This window comes from Ornithinibacillus massiliensis (genome assembly GCF_018310345.1).
Lineage (GTDB): Bacteria > Bacillota > Bacilli > Bacillales > Amphibacillaceae > Ornithinibacillus > Ornithinibacillus massiliensis.
This window is the reverse complement of sequence record NZ_JAGXBY010000001.1, coordinates 187830-205002: the sequence shown is the minus strand read 5'-3', so window position 1 is coordinate 205002 and position 17173 is coordinate 187830. Positions and strand designations below refer to the sequence as shown.

Annotated in this window: 12 protein-coding genes and 1 pseudogene; 5 read left to right on the top strand and 8 right to left on the bottom strand. The window is 37.9% G+C overall.

The genetic code is table 11. The annotated features are described in order from the left end of the window. Nucleotides 1-100: 100 nt before the first annotated feature. Nucleotides 101-448, bottom strand: coding sequence for a hypothetical protein (locus tag KGF86_RS01000; protein WP_246521250.1), 348 nt, complete (start codon nucleotides 446-448; stop codon nucleotides 101-103). A 394-nt stretch (nucleotides 449-842) separates the two neighbouring features. On the opposite strand from KGF86_RS01000, the gene KGF86_RS00995 reads away from it, so the two are divergent. After that, the gene (locus tag KGF86_RS00995) at nucleotides 843-1259 is read left to right on the top strand and encodes a MerR family transcriptional regulator (RefSeq protein ID WP_246521249.1); all 417 of its coding nucleotides are present in this window, start codon (nucleotides 843-845) and stop codon (nucleotides 1257-1259) included. 5 nt (nucleotides 1260-1264) lie between these two features. Continuing rightward, on the top strand, nucleotides 1265-1534 hold the full coding sequence (locus KGF86_RS00990) for a hypothetical protein (RefSeq protein WP_186867934.1): 270 nt from the start codon (nucleotides 1265-1267) through the stop codon (nucleotides 1532-1534). 244 nt (nucleotides 1535-1778) lie between these two features. Here the strand turns inward: KGF86_RS00990 and KGF86_RS00985 are convergent, their stop codons facing one another. Beyond that, on the bottom strand, nucleotides 1779-3041 hold the full coding sequence (locus tag KGF86_RS00985) for a LamG-like jellyroll fold domain-containing protein (RefSeq protein WP_343221398.1): 1263 nt from the start codon (nucleotides 3039-3041) through the stop codon (nucleotides 1779-1781). A gap of 438 nt (nucleotides 3042-3479) precedes the next feature. Between KGF86_RS00985 and KGF86_RS00980 the strand changes: the two genes are divergently transcribed. Together KGF86_RS00980 and KGF86_RS00975 are read left to right on the top strand one after the other, a co-directional pair. Continuing rightward, nucleotides 3480-3677 carry a helix-turn-helix transcriptional regulator gene (locus tag KGF86_RS00980; protein ID WP_186867933.1) on the top strand — a complete coding sequence of 66 codons (198 nt, stop codon included), beginning with the start codon at nucleotides 3480-3482 and terminating at the stop codon, nucleotides 3675-3677. Further along, entirely contained in the window at nucleotides 3677-4138 is a 462-nt protein-coding gene (locus tag KGF86_RS00975) for a DUF3278 domain-containing protein (RefSeq protein ID WP_186867932.1), read from the top strand. Before KGF86_RS00980 ends, KGF86_RS00975 begins: the two co-directional genes overlap by 1 nt. 164 nt (nucleotides 4139-4302) lie before the next feature. Here KGF86_RS00975 and KGF86_RS00970 read toward each other — a convergent pair whose 3' ends face one another. Together KGF86_RS00970 and KGF86_RS00965 are read right to left on the bottom strand one after the other, a co-directional pair. Beyond that, on the bottom strand, nucleotides 4303-6648 hold the full coding sequence (locus KGF86_RS00970; protein ID WP_211740876.1) for a beta-glucosidase: 2346 nt from the start codon (nucleotides 6646-6648) through the stop codon (nucleotides 4303-4305). Beyond that, on the bottom strand, nucleotides 6649-9417 hold the full coding sequence (locus tag KGF86_RS00965; RefSeq protein ID WP_211740875.1) for a beta-glucosidase: 2769 nt from the start codon (nucleotides 9415-9417) through the stop codon (nucleotides 6649-6651). It abuts the gene before it with no gap. 65 nt (nucleotides 9418-9482) lie between these two features. Between KGF86_RS00965 and KGF86_RS00960 the strand changes: the two genes are divergently transcribed. Beyond that, entirely contained in the window at nucleotides 9483-9689 is a 207-nt protein-coding gene (locus tag KGF86_RS00960; protein ID WP_211740874.1) for a hypothetical protein, read from the top strand. On the opposite strand, the gene KGF86_RS00955 is transcribed toward KGF86_RS00960, so the two are convergent. From KGF86_RS00955 to KGF86_RS19630, 4 genes and pseudogenes are all read right to left on the bottom strand, one after another. Further along, the gene (locus KGF86_RS00955) at nucleotides 9686-12187 is read right to left on the bottom strand and encodes a GH39 family glycosyl hydrolase (RefSeq protein ID WP_211740873.1); all 2502 of its coding nucleotides are present in this window, start codon (nucleotides 12185-12187) and stop codon (nucleotides 9686-9688) included. The genes KGF86_RS00960 and KGF86_RS00955 overlap by 4 nt on opposite strands. 314 nt (nucleotides 12188-12501) lie before the next feature. Beyond that, nucleotides 12502-13038 carry a hypothetical protein gene (locus KGF86_RS00950; protein ID WP_211740872.1) on the bottom strand — a complete coding sequence of 179 codons (537 nt, stop codon included), beginning with the start codon at nucleotides 13036-13038 and terminating at the stop codon, nucleotides 12502-12504. A gap of 256 nt (nucleotides 13039-13294) precedes the next feature. After that, entirely contained in the window at nucleotides 13295-13801 is a 507-nt protein-coding gene (locus tag KGF86_RS00945) for an LURP-one-related/scramblase family protein (protein ID WP_211740871.1), read from the bottom strand. Between the two features lie 528 nt (nucleotides 13802-14329). Beyond that, nucleotides 14330-16263: pseudogene (locus tag KGF86_RS19630) on the bottom strand (endonuclease MutS2). Nucleotides 16264-17173 lie beyond the last annotated feature (910 nt).

The following is a 17173-nucleotide window of genomic DNA, read 5'->3' as shown; positions in this document are numbered from 1 at the left end:
CATTATAATACAGTTCAACTGAATAGTAAACCACTTTTTTAAATTAATTGAGGAAGTAGAATGGAAGAAGTACATAATAAAAAGCCCAACACGTAGGCTTTTAAAGGGAAAAACTTAGAGTATTTAGTAACGTATCAATTTTTGCTTCAAAGGTGAAAAAATGAGTCTTATTTTCATCATCAAATAGGAGTAAATATGGCTCTTCATCTTCTGGAATAATAATGATCACTTCATCAATCAGAGCATACACCCATTGATTTTCTAATTGAATAGACGGCTTTAATGGGATTCTGATCATATAACCTTTGTCTGGAATAGGTTTCAGTTTTCTTACAATATCATCAATTTCTTTAATAATCTTCTCAACTTCTAATTGTATCTTACGGTTTGGTTTAGTTGTTTTTATTATCTCGTTCTTTTCAATATCAAACAGTTCTATATTCGTCATGCTTTGTGCATTTACTATACATAGATTAAATGAGAAAAACATAGGAATTAACGAAAGCAATAGTTTACAAGCCACATGTATCACCTCAATGGTAGTATCACCGAAGACTGTTTTTTCATGATTAGTCTTTTTGTGTTAAAGGATCAACAATTAAATAAAGGATGTTTGCTCTTTTTCTATTGGTCCAAATGACAATATCAACATTGAGTATTATGTTAGTGCTGAGATAGAATTATCATTAAGCTAACGGGCTTTCTTATAGTTAGAAAGGTACATTTTCTAGAATAGCCACTTGCTTTGCTACCCTTGAAAATCAAACTAAAGTACTTACTTTTTCTTTTTTACTTGACCCGGTATTATGGTACCGGGTTTACGATATGATTGGGAGGAGATGATGAATTTGGATAAGTTAAAAATTAGTCAGGTGGCTAAAGCTGCCAATGTAAATGTAGAAACCGTAAAATACTATGTAAAAAGAGGGCTTCTTTCCAAACCAGAGAGAAACCGTGCAGGTTACAGACTTTTTTCAAAATCCGTAATAGACGATATATTACTAATCAAAAAAGCACAAGAAATTGGGTTTACCCTAAACGAGATCAAACACTTATTAGCACTAATCAAACAGGACGATTATTTCCCAACCGATGCCATGTATACATTTGCTATGGATAAGATTAAAGACATTAATGATACGATTTCCAGGTTAGAACAATTCAGATCATTGTTGGAACTTGCAGCCTCACAAGCATCCCAACCATTTCCTAGAAGTAAACGAGATTGTCCTGTCTTAAATAAAATCAGAAAAGGGTGATAATGATGGGCAAAACCATCGAAATTTTTACAGATAGTAGTCGTTTTTCGAATGACCTTGAAAACCAAGTGAAAAACTATGCTTGCTCGCGTTGTTCCATTCTCGTCTATGATGCAAGTAACCCGGAAACCACAAGAACGATGGATTCAAAAGTAGCAGCGTATAACATAGCAACACTGCCTGCAGTTTCCATCGATGGAAAAGTCGTTCCATTAGACAAATTAAAAAAGGGACGTTTTTCTTCTCTTGTTCGTCAGTTCTGGCATAATAATTAGCAGGTAAATCATACCTATAAATTGATTCCTCCTCCCGCGCTATTAACATCCATCCAGACTTAGGGTAAGTTAAATGGCTTATGATATGACTAGTATCTTTCACATCGGTTCTCAGAAACTATGTGGTTGATGAGTAATATATCGATAAAACTATTTGTAACCACTATTGGTAAAGGATCTAGACCAACGTGTTTTAACAGGTAAAAAAGAAGACACTGGAGTTATATCCAATGCCCTTAAATTGTTATCTATTTTCACTCATAATCATCCAATGTTGTCCAAAGGGATCTTTAAAATCTAAGAAAATCGCAAATCCTTCGTCTCTCACTAGCAAATTTGTCGCGCCGGCAGAAGCTAATTGTGCATGTAGCTCTTCCATCTCATGTTTTGTCTTGAAAACAAAAGGCGCATACCTATTTTGTTCAACCAAATCCCCATCTGCTCCATCTATTACCAATACAGGTCCTTTATATAGAGATAGTATTACAAAATAATCCTCTTCTACAAGTGACTTAAAGTTTAGTAAACTCTTATACCATTTTACTGCCTTTTGTAATTCTGTCCTAGGCAATATCATTCGAACAGCATCAACACATTCGAGGACAGGGATTCTTTCCTCTGCCATCTCTAATTGTTGTAAAGGACCAGGCTTCCATCCTTGTTCTAAAAAAAGAGCATTCACTTCAGCATTATTAATTGTTCGGTTATATATTCGTATGTCGTCTATCCTGCCATGGAAAAAGAAATACGGTTCGTCTGTTGATTTTCTTCCTATATAAATTGGTTCATGGTGATGAGGTGTGAATTGACCTTCTTTCTCGGCCACCAATTCCCCATTTACATATTTATAGAACCGCTGATCCTTATAAGTAATTACAACATGGTACCAATATTCTTTTATTATTTTTTTATTCATCGACAGATCTGGATCAAGTAAAAAACGATGGAACGTCATGTATTCATCCTTCGTACTCAGTTGGAAAATTCTATTCTGTTTTTGGCCATCTTGCGAAATGATCGCACTGTGCCATCCATCAAATGAAGTTTGGGCATCGTAATAACACCATAATGATATAGAAAATTCTTTTTCAGATAGAGCGGGGGGAGCATTGATAACCACATAATCATCTTCCCCATCAAAATATAGTGCTCTTCCTTCTAAACCAAATCTGTCCTTACAAAATAATGCCCCTTCTAATCGTCCATGCCTATTATTCCCGCTACTATCTTGAACATCTCCTTCGAACAAATACTCCAATACAAGGTCTTTCCGTAAATCAATATATCTCTCCGCTCGACCGAAGAACGTATCAATCGAGACTCCAAAAATATCGGAAAGCTGTGGTAAAAGTAACATGTCTGGAAAAGACTGTCCATTCTCCCATTTGCTTACTGCTTGATTACTAACACCTAACCGCTTTGCAAGTTGCTCCTGAGTTAACCCACATTTCTTTCTTAACCAACTAATATTATGACTTAGCTCAGAACTCATTTTATTCTCGTTCACCGGATCACCCCATTCCTTTTGTTGCCCCTATTATAATAAATTCAATTGCAATAATGTATAACGTAAAAGTTGACATTCTTTATGCTTTGTATCAACTTATGGTTGAATAGAGGGTTGGCGTTTCAACTACATCTAACATTCTTACTAGAGATAAGTTACTAATCTAGTATGTTTTATATACCTTTTGAAACCATTGGACTCTATTTCGGAACCTTTGTTGAACATAAATTCTTAGCACCTGACAATTAAATAAGTTTAAATATAAATGACTGTAGAATTATAGTGTGAAAAACCTGTAAATAACCTCTATATATTTTCTCAGCAAAATTTTTTCTCGACTCCTTAATTAAAAAAGTTTTGACTTCCTGGCCCATTCAATGTAATATATAAATTGCATATGCAAGATATATATTACATTGAATTGAGTAGGGTAGGATAATGAGAAATAATGTGAAAATAACTCGAATGAAAACTTCAATGACCCAAGAGCAATTAGCAAGAAAAGTTGGTGTAACTAGACAGACGATTGGACTTATAGAGAAAGGAGAATATAATCCTAGTCTTCAACTCTGCGTTGCCATAGCAAAAGAACTAAATAAAACGTTAGATGATTTATTCTGGGAGGTAGAAAACTAATGAAATCTTGGTTATCGTTTTTATTACCAGATGATGAGTATCGGGAGAAAAGAGCTTTATATTTTTTATTTGAAGGATCTGTAATCCTCTTACTATTTTTAATCGGTATATTCATTATTAACAGGTATGTACCCTATTTTCAGATAGATTTAGAGTTTGCGCTATTTATAGCTATCTGGATCTTTTTAGGCTACGTTTTCTTAAGATATATTACTTCAGGTATGGAGTATACAGACATTTCTACGGAAAAGGCTTATAAAAAGCAATTAAAAGTAATTCTTACTAAGTCATGTGGATTTGTCATTATATTTCACCTTTTATACCTAGTTTTTATGTTTCCTAACAGTATCAGTGAATGGTATGAAATGATAGCCGTATCGATTATAGGTGGCTTAATCTTATTTTTCGTGGATTATATTTCCTTAAAGAATTCCTATAAAAAGAATAAAGAATTAGTATAAAACTTATCGTCTCTTAAGATCAATGCTGCCACTCTTTTCCTACAAAAAAATAATTGCTATAACACAAAAATAAAGTGCTAATTTCCACTTAGCACTTTATTATTAATACTATTCTACTTTACCTAGAATTCTACCCATCTCCACGAACTGTAAATGTATATCTTCTACCAGAAATTAATCAGTTTTAATACCCGATCAACCATCTTCTCACTAATCTTTCCTTGGCTAAACCGAGGAATCTGGCGGAAGGGCATGTTCATGACGAACATGACATTATTCGCTAGTAAAGGCTTGCGGATGAAAAATAGGAACTTTTTAGCGAGTAACACCACGATATAAAGAAGCTTTCCAAACCCTTTTTTGTATTTTCCTTGGGCAATCGTATCATTATAGCCAAGCTTAGCCTTCCGATCCCATAATGGGTTTGGAGGTGTCCACCCAAGTAATTGATGAAATGCTTCATCACCGATATGGTGAACATCTGCTTGATAATACGGTTTAAGCGCTTCTTTATTATAATGATGCTCCGTGTCATCACCTTGCACCTCTACAACAGCAGATAATCGTATATCATCGATCGAACTACCAACCTGTATTTCATATGAGCCTGTTTCTATCGACCAGCAATGATGAAAGGAATTATAATACGAAAATGCATGGTCATCTAATTCGATTTTCACTTCCTTTGATTCGCCTGGCTCTAAATGAACCTTGATAAAACCTTTTAGCTCTTTATTAGCCCGGAACACGCTTGCGTTAGTCGGCTTGATGTAGAGCTGTGCAACCTCTTCACCCGCTACTTCGCCAATATTACGAATCGTAAAGGTAGCAGATTGTTCACTAACCCTTAAATCGCTATAAGCAAACTCGGTATACGATAAACCATGCCCAAACGGGAACAGGACAGGTACCTTTTTCGTATCAAAATAGCGATACCCGATATAGATACTCTCTCTATGCTCACTAGTAGCCTCTAAGCCGGGATAATATGGTGCTGACGGTATATCCTCATACTTTAGGGCATATGTCTCTGCCAGCTTCCCACTTGGATTATAATCCCCAAGTAAGACATCGCGAATAGCAGTAGCGCCACCTTGACCACCTAGATACCCATGGACAATTGCCTGCACATCCTCTGCAAAAGGCATCTCAATTGCTGAACCACCGGATAACACAACGACTATATGATCATGTACGTTTGCTAATTCCTTCACCAGTTCTAGCTGGTTATCCCTTAGCCTCATATCAACGCGATCAATACCTTCTGCTTCACTACCTTCATCTAGACCAAGGAATAACAACACGACCTCTGCTTCTTGGGCTAATTTTAAGGCTCGTTTTTTCAGGGACTCGCTTTTTCCACCGAAACGTTTAAACCCTTGTTCATACCCGATAATCGCTAAGTCTGTTGCTTGTAAAGCATCCAATGCATTATCTAACTTAGTCGGGTTAATCAAGGAGCTTCCCGCACCTTGATATCGAGGATTTTCAGCGAAATCACCAATGATCGCAACTTTTTGCTCCTTTTTAAGTGGCAGCGTAGCCTTATCATTTTTTAACAGGACAATCGATTTTCTCGCCGCCTCGATTGCTTTTTGATGATGCACCTCGTAATCTACCTTTTCCGTATTCTGCAATGCATTAGTCGTTTCAAAGATGAGCTGAAGCATTCGCTCCACCGCTTCATCTAACACTTCTACTTGGAGTTCTCCGGTTTGAACTGCTTCTACGATCTCTTTATCCGTAATTCCCCCAGTAGATGGCATTTCGAGCTGATTTCCCGCTTTTAGACCTTCGACGCGATCATTATTTCCACCCCAATCGGTCACCGCAACTCCTTGAAAATCCCACTCTCCGTACAAAATATCTTGCATAAGGTGATGGTTTTCATTCGCGTACTCGCCATTTACTTTATTGTAGGAGGTCATGATTGTTTTGGGCTTGCCTTCCTCTACCGCATAACGAAATCCTTCCAAGTAAATCTCACGCAATGCCCGCTCATCCACTACCTCATCAATCGTCATCCTCATATGCTCTTGGCTATTAACTGCATAGTGCTTCGGACAAGCAGCGATTCCGTGCGACTGAATTCCTTTTACCATATTTGCTGCAAGCTTCCCAGTTAAATAGGGATCTTCCGAGAAATATTCAAAGTTCCGGCCACAAAGCGGATTTCGTTTAATATTTAACCCAGGACCAAGTAATACACTCACTTGCTCACTAGCTGCTTCTTTCCCTAAATACGAACCCACTTCCTGAATTAAATCTAAGTCCCAGCTGTTGGCTAGTGTTGCTGCCGTTGGAAAACAGGTGGCCGGAATACTTTTGTTAAGGCCTAAATGATCCGCCTTTCCACCTTGCTTGCGTAATCCATGGGGCCCATCCGTCAGCATGATAGATGGAATACGAAGCCGGTCAATCTGCTTCGTATTCCAAAAATTTTCCCCGGACATTAAGGATGCCTTTTCCTCTAGTGTCATGTTTGCTATTAACTCTTTATAATTCGTCATTTAATCCACCTTATTTGTTTGTAAGATAAAGTAACTAATATTGTGGACAGCGTTTCTCAGTCCAAGTAGTGTACCTGCTTCGTCCTCTTCTAAATACTGCTTCAGTTCTTTTTCAAATTTATTATCCCAACTAAAGTTGATTGGGAATGCTAGCATTAAGTCATTACCCGCACGAATGGCTTGGTGTGGATCGAAGTGATTTCCTTGTGGTCCTATACCTGCATCAGTAATCACAAAGCCTTCAAATCCCCATTCCTCTCGTAGTAAGTCGGTTAGTAATGCACGATTTCCACCAGCCCATGTCGTGCCAATTCGGTTAAATGCCGACATAGCACCATATGGATTTCCTTCCTTCACTGCAATTTCAAATGGCTTAAAGTATATTTCCCGTAATGCTTGCTCTGTTGCCCAAACGTACAAACCATTCGCGGCTCGGTTCGTTTCTTGATCGTTTCCAGCAAAATGCTTAAATACCGCAACAGTACCAGTGCTTTGTAGCCCTCTCGTATAAGCAGCAGAAAGCTTCCCAGAAATATACGGATCCTCTGAATAATATTCAAAGTTTCTTCCACCTAATGGGGAACGGTGCATATTCATCGATGGCGCATACACGGCATCTACATCATACGCGACTGCTTCTTGCCCCATCGCAACACCCATCTGTTCAATCAGCTCATCATTCCATGTACTTGCCATATTGACCCCAACAGGGAAGGCAACAGATGACCAGCTTTCAAAGAATGAGCGAATACTTGCTGGCCCATCATACATAGTTGTAGCCGGTACTCCCAATCGTTTTACTGGCTCTGTCCAGTACCCACCATCACCAACTAGTTTTACCATTTCCTTTGCTGTAAACTGATCTAAAAACTCCTCCCAAAGTGGATCATGATAATCCAAGCCCTTTAGATCAGCAAGGTTCACCCCATTGTCCGCACCAGTTGTAGGTGCTTCTTCCGTAGATGGCTCCACTGTGTACTCAGCAGTTTCTACCACCACTTCCGGAATGAGGTACTCCTCTTCTGTAGGTGCTTTCGGGAAGGTATCCTCTGGGTTCGATCTAGATAAGTAAACTAAATCTCCCGCTGCATCCTCAAATAAATTATGAATTTCCGTACCGGTCACCTGATCCTCTTTCATAACAACCGTCTCACCCACATTATACGTGAACTGCTCGACTGTATCACGGATATGACGAGCTACTTTAATTTGATAATCGCCCGCTTCTAACACCCATGCCTCTTCCATTTCCTGATCATAAGAAGCCATATCATTCGTTGCAAAAGTTACCGTTACGACCTCCGATTCACCCGGTTCTAGCTCACTTGTTTTCGCATAACTACCAAGCTCAATGCTAGCCTTTTCTATACCACCTTCTGTAAATGGTGCCGAGAAGTACACTTGTACAACGTCCTTCGCTGCAACATCTCCCGTATTCGTTACTTCCACATCTACTGAAATTTCTTCATCGTTAAACGCTGTCCCCACCACTTCCCAATCAAAATCGGTATAAGATAGACCATAACCAAATGGGAATTGAACGGTTTCCCTGTATTCTGTATCATCTAAAAATGTCTCATAATAACGATATCCAACATAAATACCTTCTAGATTATTAGTGAAATAACGTCCTGTACCTTCACCGTTTTCATCAACATATTCGAAATTCCCTGTATTGATGACAGCTGGATTGCTTTCTACGTCATATGCATACGTATCTACGAGCTTACCAGATGGCGTTACGTCACCAATTAACGCCTTCGCAATCGCATGTGTTCCGTACTTCCCAGGTGCACCAACCCACATAACACTATCAATATTTTCATATTCCTCAATAAAGCCTAATTCAAAAGCATTAACCGTATTCACTAACAAAATAATATGGTCAAAGTTTGCATCCAAAATATCTAATGTATCTCTTTCCTCCTGCTTCAAGCGCACATCCTCTACTTTCAGATCAATTGCCTCCGAACCAGTTCGCGAAATAACATACAATGCCGTATCGGAATAATCTACCGCTTCTTTTATAACATCCTCAGAAAGCTCATTTGCTGGCATTTCCTTTGTAAATTGTGGGATAAACCCAATTACATTTGGAAATAGCTTCTGCATTAATGATTTTCCAGGCTTTTCAAATGGCTCTGTACTTGCATTTCCGTCATAGATGAAATTACTGTAAAGATGATATAGCGTTGTATTGTATTCAATATTTTGTTGATCGAACGCCAAATATAGGTCATCAACCTCGGAACTATCAATCGCTCCTGCTCCACCTCCACCAAATACCGGCTTCGCTGCTCCTGCTCCAAACACATTTATTTTCGTATCTTGAAGTGGTAAAAAATCGCTTTCATTTTTCAATAAAACGATACTTTCTGCCATCACCTGCTCTGCAACCGCTTTAGAAAATTCCGCCGCTTCTGCCTGTTCCGCCGTCATTGGAGCAGTTCTCTTCATATAAAAATTCGTATACGATCCAACTAATAAAAGAATAATTGCTGCCCATGTAGCCAATACATAAGGCCGTCTTCTAATCTTCTTATATTTCTTGTATCCCTTTTTCTTCGCCTTTTTTTCCTTCTTGTCTTCCGTCGCGTTAATATCCTCTTTCCAGGACTCGATTTTTTGCTTTATTTCTTGCTTTTTAAGGGCTTTTTCCTCTTTCGGAAGCTTCCTCATTTCTTTCTTTTCCGATGTTACTTGCTTCGATCTTTCCTTGGCTTCTTCTTTGTAACCCTTCTTTAATTGTCGGTATTCCGATTTAGCCATTTCTCTTTTTCCCCCTATTACCTATATGTCTGTTTTAATCAAATGCATGAAAGCGATAACATAAAATGTCACAATACGTTTACTATACATGGCAGAAGGATAAACATCATTCCAATAAAAGAGAAATCGCATTCCAATTATTGACTCTTAACCAAAACAACACACCATCCAATTCCCATTTTCATCGTATTGTTATTACGATTTTTGACATCACAATGAAAAGAGCCACCCGCATAGTTGCAGATGGCTCCATCTTAAAAAGATATAATTAGTACCGTTTCTTCAATTCAATCAACTGAATTTCGTGAGGCTGTAAACTCGTTGTCAGTGTATAATCCCCCCTAACCTCTACATCCTCCACATAAATTCCAGGCTCTGCTCGTCCCTTTAGGTAGCTAAGCGCTTCACGATCCAGGGTACTTGGTGCTCCCATTTCAACCCATGCATCATATGCAGAGCCTTTTTCGCGATTCACATACTGCTTTTTCACCGTATATTTGCCCTGAATTCCTTTTAGCAAAATGGTATACTGCCGATCTCTTTCCTCTTCAAAAACGGTATACCGATTATGCTCCGACAACTGGGAATAATCAAAGGTACGATACAAACGATTAGGGTGTAAGTAGTGAAAAATAAGAATTTGGTAATCCTCGCCTCGTTTGGTAACAATCATATCCTCTCGCTTTACAATTAGTTCCTCTCCCAGCTTACTTAAGAAGGAAAATCCATGGTAACCTGCCTTTTTAATTCCGTTAAATGTCATCAAGCCAAACCCACCATGAAAAAGTGACATCTCCCGGCTAAACTCTTCAAATAAATCGGTAAACGTCCAGTAGCCCATCCCTTTTACCTTCTCAAAGTTTTCAATCGAAGTCTTCACGATAAGGGGCGCCATATAACAGGTATCATGGAGTAAATCTTTACTATCACTATTACTATTCCATTCCGTTAACCATATCTCATCAGTAGTTGATAATTCCTTGCCCTTTTCAATAACACTATCGATACTTTTAGTCAGATTATGTTCATCCCCCAGCATAATGCTAGAAAATTGAGTCACACTTTCAACGGAAATAACGGCTTTCTTGTCAGTATGCTTTATTTCTTCAGCCGGTTTTCTAGTAAAATTGTATACATGAGCAGAAAAGAAGTCTAACCCGATTCCTTCTTTCTCCGCCAGTTGGTTAAACGCTTTCAACCATTCCTCGTAACGGCTAAAATTAACACTACTAAAACCGCCTACCCTTAGTTCCGGATCGATCGCTTTGATTGTTTTATATGTCTCCGCATATAACGTGAAGAATTCCTCTCTTGTTCCCCTCCAGAAATATTCAACCTCTGGCTCATTCCAAAATTCGAAATACCATGTCCTTACTTCATCAAGTCCGTAACGATTGATGACATGTCTAATAAAAGCATCGATTAGCTCCTTCCAACGAAGCATATCCTTTGGTGGGGAAACATGGGCATCCCATAAGAAAATAGTCTCCGTAGTCGTGGCTAACTGCTTCGGCATAAATCCAATCTTTAAAAACGGCTTCACGTTCGCTTCTAGTAAATTATCGAGAACCACATCGATATTATGAAAATTAAAGTAATAGGACCCATCAGACTTTTCATTGTAAACAAGCAATCGATCTGTCAAAACATCATGGAATCGAACATAACGAAAGCCAATTTCCTCTTGTATTTGATGAAGCTGGGCCTTAAAATCGGTTCTCAAAGCAAGAGGAGCATATCCAAATGTTAGTAAATTAGTAAAGGTATGCTCTATCCTTCTCTTTGTGTTCGTCAGGTCTACTGATAGATTTCTTGCTTCCGTCTTTACTACTGGATGATTACTCTTCTTTCGATGTAAATATTTAAATAAGTTCGTTAGCGATTCACGATTATTAATACTTAGGTAATCCTTCGATACATGTTGTTCCAGTTCAAAATGGTAGTGCTCACGAAACTCGCTAGGGGTAATCCCTAATATTTCTTTAAACACCCGATAATATGCTTTACTATCTGGAAATCCATACTTCAGCGCTATCTCTGTCACCGTTAAGTCCGTCGTCTGCAATTCCATTAAAGACTTGTTCAGGCGCATACCATCTAATTTTTTCTTTATCGTGACGCCGACTTTGGCCTTAAAATACCGAGACAAATATTGCGGATTAAGCGAAAACGCTTCCGCAATATCTTGCAAGCTTAAATTGGATCTAGCAGAATGCATATTCATATACTTTAAGATTTCTAGCAGACGTTCGTCCTTCGCTAGCTCGTCATAATCCTCTTCCTGTGGGACTTCGAAATGCTCCATTAGAATAATGATAAGCTCTAATAACCACTTTTTCACTTTCAGTTCATATAAGTTTTTTCGATTGATGGTTAAGTCCATCATATTAGCGAGGATAAACTTTAAGTCATCCATCACGTCTTTTGAGACATTCCCTAGACCCTTCGAATAGATAAAGAATCTTTTATGCTTGATATCCAGATGCTGTTCTCTTAAATAGTCACTATTTATTTGCAAAACGAGTACATGGGTCTTTCCATAATCTGTTTTAGAATTAATAAAGTGCAGTTCACTACCATTCACAAGGAAAATATCTCCCACTTCTAAATCGTAGCTATCCTGCCCAACCCGTATTTCAAGAGCACCTTCTAATACAAATAAAATCTCCATATCCTCGTGCCAGTGATACGGGAAGTGTTCCACTGTATGGGTAAATACATTAATCGGCAGATCCTTTTTATAATTAATTTGCTCATATTCATAGTTCATGCTCTCAAAGCCTCTTCCTATAAACTATTACATCAACTCTAGCATAGCAGAAATATTTTTACAATTTGGTAGAAGGGGAAAACGAGATAAGAAAGGGGCCTTGTTTCTGCTTATAGATAAAGACAGAAGGGACATCGGGGATTACCGTTGTGCCTTCTGTCTTGGAGCAATATTATATCATTGGATTACATTGAGAACTCCACCCACCAAATCCTCATGTCATTTGGATTATCTTATTCCCTAGATTAGACTACCATAGCCTTCTAAACTACTATAATTAAGGCATCGTAATCGAGGAGGTAGCTGTATTAGAATTAGGCTTTACCTATTTTAGCTAGTATAGATTTAATTTGAGAATTTTCATTTTCATAATAATTATTAAGAGAGATACTCGATAAAAACTCAAAAAATTCTTTTGCTTTATTTAATAATATTAATAAAAAATATCTTTCTGCTACTAGAATTTCAACATTATTTACTGAAAAAAGCATCATATTATTACTTCCTTTTTTCAAGATAATCGGAATTGGTTGTCCTGGAAAATAACATGTAGCATTTCCATTCTCTAAGTATTCTTCTATCAGGTTTATATAATATGCCCAGAGGCTATCTACTTCATCCCAGTAAATTAGTGGACTTACTTCTCTTCCCTTATAACAAATATATATAGATCCTTCTATATCTATTGCTCTATTAAATGGGTTCTCTACTTTTCCCCGTAATAATTCTATTGCTTCCACCTTTTCATGTTGTAGGAGAATTAGATAACTATACGGATCCTTTTCCAAATCAGCTATATCATAAACTGGTTTCTTTAAAATATATGTTTCTATTTGCAAATCTGAATACATTTTCTACCTATCCTTTTCTAAATATTAATATACAGGATAAAGTTGACGAATATGTCCTTTTTAATTCCTAAAACGTATTTCACCCCATTTACTTTTCCTTCACTTGAAACGTTGAGTTAGTGCCTTTAGAAGAAAGCTTTTTTCTATTTTTTCTTGTTTTACATTTGCCATAGCAATATCTTTAACTTGGTTGACCAACTCCTCATGCCCACCTGTTTCCCCTTCATAATTAATGGTAGATTAGGCTCCGCCTTAATTAATTCGTCGTAATCGAGGAGTTAGCTGTCTTAGAATTGTCATCTTTCACACAATCAATCGCAACTACAATGGCAATCATAATCGTCTCCATCGCTTCATCCAATATCTCGACCTTGTAGCTGTCCCCCCATGAGAACCATACCTTATTCACTTTTCCCACGACCTCACCATGACGCTCTACTTGGAAATTCATATCCCACCAATTACCTCGAATTTCAATACCTACTGCATCAATCGTATAGCGAGCCTTGAAGAAGGAAATTTCCTTCTTAATCGTTAACACCTCTTGTCCATTCACCTCAACAAAAAACTTCGGCAAAAAGCTAAATACCTTCTTCGTAACCGTAGCAACTACATCTCTTGCTGTATTCATAATCGAGAAGGTCTTAGGGACTTTCATGAAGCTGCCCTCCACGAAATAAACATCGTTCTCATCCTGATCCTTCACCTTAAATTTCTCACCTAGACTGAATACCTTTTGCTTAATATAGAGTTGTTTTGTCATGATATGCCTCCCACTTATTCTCCGTAAAATGTTGCTTTTTTTCCATACTAACATAATATTCAATAAATCTTTCAAAATGGAATGAATTTTGGAGGTGCTATGTAAAAAACCGTCTATTAGGAAGGAATACGTACATTACTTCCCTGAATATTGAACTCTACCGAATAAGAACTTCACATCACTGTTCGTCAATAACTATAAAGACTACTTTATAGATCTAGACAAACCTGAAAAAGGCCGGCATGAGTTGTTATCATCGTTTAGGCGTAACAAGATAATATCTTTATAAATATGAAGTAACTCGAGAATGTATCACTCTCCGTTATTGTAAAAAAAGACAGCCCTACATCTCTGTAAGGCTGTCTACTATTCTTCGTTATTCTTATTGGCAGTTGTTCCACCATCAAGTCGCATCCTCTTCCTCGCTATCTAAACAATGGATTTTCAAAAACCTATAAAAAAGCGACACAACTACGTATGTGCCACTTTTAGCAAATCTACTGCAGCCCCCCCCCATATGTCCCCTCTTTACTCATCCTCCCTCTCCACTTCAATCATTAATCCCTCTACATATTTCCGATTCATTAACCGACTTTTCTTTCGATACTCTTTAGACTTAAAGATTTGATCAAAATCGTATCCCTCTGGATAAAGCGCACTAGCTTTTATATGAAGCTTCAGCAATTTATGATTGATTGTTTTTTTCTCTCCTTTGATTTGAACTACGTAATTCCCCATACTATCAGGTCCTTTATAAACAATCCCAGTCTCCCCGTTTGGCGAAATCCTTACGTTATCCCCTTGGTCAAACTGAGCTATCTCCGTTTGAATCTTTTCTTTCTTCAACGCTCTTACATAGCGGTTGACTACGATTTGCTTTTGATAGCTTTGCTTAAATTCTTCATTTTCTTCATAAATGAAGGACTTTTGCTTATCTTTATAGGTAAGATGAAAAGCCCGCTCCACCAATTTTGGATGCATTCCTAGTTTCATCGCAATTGGGAATGCTTGGCTATTCCCAGCTTCACCTACAATTAGTCTGTATGTTGGCTGAAGTGTATGCAAATCGAACTCCATCGAACCATTGATAAAGCCTTCCTTATTCTGCGCTAAGCTTTTCAATTCACTGTAATGGGTAGTAGAAAGTAAAGTTGCACCTTTATCTACAAGCTGCTCCATGATGACTTGCGCTAGTGCCATCCCTTCATTCGGATCCGTACCTGAGCCGAGTTCGTCCAATAGAACGAGCGTGTAATCGTTTGTTTCCTCCAAGACATTGATAATATTCTTTAATCTGGAACTAAAGGTACTCAAGTTTTCATCGATACTTTGGCCGTCCCCCATATCTACAAAGATTTTCCCGAATAAATGAATCGAACTCCCTTCCTCTGCTGGAATCATTAGCCAGTCTGAGCCATCATACATAATAGACCCACGGTTTTTAGCGTAACGGTCTTCCCTCCCGTATTCGGACCAGTAATGACAAGGGCACGAGCTAATCGATCTAGATGAACAGACAGTGGAACCACATTTCCCTTTAACATGGGGTGGCGAGCATTTTTTAAATGGATATCGTATGTTTCATTTAAGATGGGCAGGACACCATCAATGGATAGGCCGTGCTTCGCTTTAGCAAACAGGACATCATAATGAAGCATCGTATCCATTGCGATTTTGATTTCTTGTTCCTTTTCTAGAATCATCCCTGTAAGGGTGTATAAAATTTGTTGTACCTCATTTTCCTCCGTCATCCGTAGTAGTTCTACCTCTCCTTGTATTTCAGCAACTACTTTTGGCGCAATAAACACCGTTGCCCCAGATGATGATACATCGACGACGTGACCGTCTATTTTATTTTTATAGGCTGCTTTTACTTGAAGTACGTAACTACCGTTCTTTTCAACAAAATGCTTTTCCTGCAAGTAGTCTGCTATACGTTTGGATTTCGCAGCTGCCTCCGCTTTTTCTTTCGCTTCTCTTTCCCGTTGGCTAATCAGTCTTCTAACCTTCGCAAGCTCAGGGGTTGCGTAGTCGTCAATCTGGCCATATTTCAAACAACGGGCTAATTCATCCTCGATTCCTTGAAGATCTTCAATCGACCATACATAAGTTGATATCGTTGGCGCAATATGTTCCTTATCCCGCATGAATCGCTTTAATTTTCTACAATGATCCAAAAAGGTTTGAATGTTTACTAACTGCTCCGCCCTTAAAGCAAGCCCCTTATGCCCTTGCTCCAAATAAATATCCACATCATCAAGTGAATGAATTGGCACACTGGCACTTATCTTCAAGACTCCGATTGCTTCCTTTATTTCCTCCTGCATTCTTTCCAATTGCTTTTTATTTTGAATCGGATGGCTTTCTATTATTTTTTGCTTCCCTTTTGTTGTTAACGCAAATTGTGAAACTTCTTCTAAAATCCGCTTATATTCAAGCTTTTCGATCGTATTTTGATTCATTGTCTTTTCCTCGCTTTCAATGAAAATAAAAAAACCGTCTCAAGCCTATGCTTAAGACGGTTGCAAGAATCCCTTCACTAGTGTGATTTAGATAGATGTCCCTTTAACGAAACATCTACATAAGAGAACCTTCCATCAACGGGAACTCCCCTGATGGTAAGTGGACCAATCACGGTGTTAGCGTCCCTTATCTTCCTGTTTAGAAGGGGGAAACTGTCGGTTTCACCGCGATTAAAAAAAGCTATGGCAAAAACAGCCATAGCTTTAAGTCCGTATCTTAACTTATCCGCTTAGTAGCCTGTTCTTAATTCACCTTGAAAAGGACAACACAAATAGACTAGCTAAATCGCTAGTTTTTTGAACCTTTTCAAGCTATCCAATTATGGATTAATTAAGAACATGCACACTCATAAAAACAATCTCCTTTTAGTGAAGGGTTGTATTCTGTTACCTATTATATCATAAGTAATGGGGAAGGTTCTACTGGTCAAATCATACAATAGTAAAACCATCGCTTTTTTAAATAAATTAACGTAGAGAAGTGCGCATGCGGTTATCTCAGCTGAATCTTTTTACAACAAATGACTTTATTCACTCATTAGATTTCCTACTCATCGTCAGGGAAATCCCTATGCTATAAAAACAGATTGTAGCGAAGTTTTTTAGTCCAATAAATATATTAATTCCTCCCGATAGTATTCACAGCTATTTTATAAGCGTAATTTTAAAAATTCTTATTGACAACACACACACAAGTCGTTAGAATTTATTTAACAATTAGAGGATTCGAGTGATTATTATGTTAGAGCATACATCCCAACAATTAAATCAGTTCTTTTTTAGCTATTTTAGATAACGTCTATATGCCATCACGGATATAGACGACCTATATCTAAGATGGCTGATTAGC

Excerpts from the sequence above, each read along its gene's own strand:
- KGF86_RS00975 (WP_186867932.1), top strand. The coding sequence starts at position 3,677 with ATGAAATCTTGGTTATCGTTTTTATTACCAGATGATGAGTATCGGGAG.
- KGF86_RS01000 (WP_246521250.1), bottom strand. The coding sequence starts at position 448 with ATGACGAATATAGAACTGTTTGATATTGAAAAGAACGAGATAATAAAA.
- KGF86_RS00955 (WP_211740873.1), bottom strand. The coding sequence starts at position 12,187 with ATGAACTATGAATATGAGCAAATTAATTATAAAAAGGATCTGCCGATT.
- KGF86_RS00945 (WP_211740871.1), bottom strand. The coding sequence starts at position 13,801 with ATGACAAAACAACTCTATATTAAGCAAAAGGTATTCAGTCTAGGTGAG.
- KGF86_RS00970 (WP_211740876.1), bottom strand. The coding sequence starts at position 6,648 with ATGACGAATTATAAAGAGTTAATAGCAAACATGACACTAGAGGAAAAG.
- KGF86_RS00995 (WP_246521249.1), top strand. The coding sequence starts at position 843 with ATGAATTTGGATAAGTTAAAAATTAGTCAGGTGGCTAAAGCTGCCAAT.
- KGF86_RS00965 (WP_211740875.1), bottom strand. The coding sequence starts at position 9,417 with ATGGCTAAATCGGAATACCGACAATTAAAGAAGGGTTACAAAGAAGAA.
- KGF86_RS00950 (WP_211740872.1), bottom strand. The coding sequence starts at position 13,038 with ATGTATTCAGATTTGCAAATAGAAACATATATTTTAAAGAAACCAGTT.
- KGF86_RS00960 (WP_211740874.1), top strand. The coding sequence starts at position 9,483 with ATGTCACAATACGTTTACTATACATGGCAGAAGGATAAACATCATTCC.
- KGF86_RS00980 (WP_186867933.1), top strand. The coding sequence starts at position 3,480 with ATGAGAAATAATGTGAAAATAACTCGAATGAAAACTTCAATGACCCAA.
- KGF86_RS00990 (WP_186867934.1), top strand. The coding sequence starts at position 1,265 with ATGGGCAAAACCATCGAAATTTTTACAGATAGTAGTCGTTTTTCGAAT.